This is a genomic window from Pseudomonas sp. PA-4-8C, from assembly GCF_021606625.1.
GTDB lineage: Bacteria > Pseudomonadota > Gammaproteobacteria > Pseudomonadales > Pseudomonadaceae > Aquipseudomonas > Aquipseudomonas lactis.
Genome location: NZ_WKCD01000513.1, coordinates 1 through 1,571, shown reverse-complemented (window position 1 = coordinate 1,571; position 1,571 = coordinate 1). Strand labels below are relative to the sequence as shown.

At 52.3% G+C, this 1,571-nt stretch carries 3 protein-coding genes; all 3 read right to left on the bottom strand.

Going from position 1 to position 1,571, the window contains the following annotated elements; translation table 11 throughout:
* Positions 1 to 128: 128 nt before the first annotated feature.
* Positions 129 to 617, bottom strand: a complete 489-nt coding sequence (locus tag GIW04_RS30575) for a helix-turn-helix domain-containing protein (protein ID WP_120249029.1) — start codon at positions 615 to 617, stop codon at positions 129 to 131.
* Positions 547 to 1,023, bottom strand: coding sequence for a hypothetical protein (locus GIW04_RS30570; RefSeq protein WP_236479597.1), 477 nt, complete (start codon positions 1,021 to 1,023; stop codon positions 547 to 549). Before GIW04_RS30570 ends, GIW04_RS30575 begins: the two co-directional genes overlap by 71 nt.
* Positions 1,024 to 1,052: 29 nt before the next feature.
* A partial coding sequence (locus GIW04_RS30565; RefSeq protein ID WP_236479596.1) for a S24 family peptidase occupies positions 1,053 to 1,571 on the bottom strand: 519 nt, incomplete at its 5' end.

Genomic DNA, 1,571 nt, shown 5'->3' with positions numbered 1-1,571 from the left:
ACACAGTTTTGGAAGCACCGTAGGGACTGAGGTCACCAAAAGGCGGTTTGTGTAAATACCCACCATAGTGATCTTCCCGTTGATTTCCTGCCGTATATCGTCACAGAAAACCGAATAGGCGTATCGATTCATTTGCTTTCCTTTTCAAAATTCAGCCTAGCTTGCCGGTCCATCGCATCGCTGACAACATCAAGAGAAACTCCGAGCGCACCACTCAGTCGCTTGCAAGTTGACAGCGCAGGGTCATGCCGACCGCTTTCGATTTTCGCAATTTGTGGCTGGCTAGTACCGATAGCTACCGCCAGCTGCTTCTGGGTAAGTCCAGCCCTTAGCCTGAGAGTGCGAATCGTGGCCCCGTCTTCTGCATAAAAGGTATCCGCAACCCAAGATCGAGACTCCGCGAAGCCGGCAGCATGAACGGGATCCGTTTCAAGCTCTGCCATAAATTGGTCGAATTCGGTGTGCAGTTCTGCGGCAGCCGATGTGTGCACTGGAAGCTTGAATTGGAGAATTACCGGTGGGGCGCCTGAGGCAGATTTACCTGGCTCACCAGTAAAACTCTTCGAGTGATCGGTAGGAAGCGAAAATACGCCGAGAGACTGGATGGTCTGTGTCATAGTCAAAATCTTTCTCAACAATAGCAAGCACGAAATATTGCTTTTTCTGCGGAAGAAACGCGTAAACCAGTCGATACTCAAGGCCTTTCTCAACCAAGGAAAGATCTCGGAGTCGCCAGAGGTTTAACCCGTTTTTCTGAGCCTCAGCCCACATCTTCACGTTGAAAAAAGCATCCCTTTTTGGCTTATTCGGCCATACCCCATAATTTTGCTGGGAAAGCCTGTCCAACAAATCCTGATTGGACCTGAGCTCCTCAATCAGTTCTCGCGTCCGGTAAACGACCAGAGGATCTATCGCTAATATCCTTTTAAAGTCGATCACCAGATCATTGTGAGGGATCAGTTCATACACTATATCGACCTGGGTATATTTATTCAAGTTCAGTCCATTGCCTTGATCATTCAAGACGTCATCCCAGTAAGCTGTCGCGCGGCCTACAACATCCCGCCTCGCCACACCACGCGGCCAATTATTCGAACCTCGTTTATCTCCCCATCACGCAGCGTCTCGTCGCCGTAGCGCGCCTTGTCTGGGTTGTCGCTGCGAATGATCCAGCCGTCGAAGTCTGACTTCACCAAGCGCTTTACGATCGTGCCCTTTGATTCGCTCTGCATGGCGAATATCTGGCCGTCCTTCGGTTCCACTCTCGATTCATCTACCAGCAGCACGTCGCCGTCATTGATGGTTGGCTCCATGCTGTGCCCGTTCGCGTAGATCACGTCCAGGTTCTTCTGGTTGAGGTTATTTGCGCGAAGCCAGGCCGACTTAAATGCCATGACGCCGCGGATCTCGACGTGCGGGTTGTCGTCCCCGTCGCCAGTTGATCCGCGCGCTGTCAGTTGCAGGACGCCGGTGTAGCCGGATTCATCGTTCAGATCGAAGCTGCGCGGGGGAGTGCGACCCTCAACAATCGCCGGACGCGCAGATTCGCGCATTTCGCCACGACCATATTC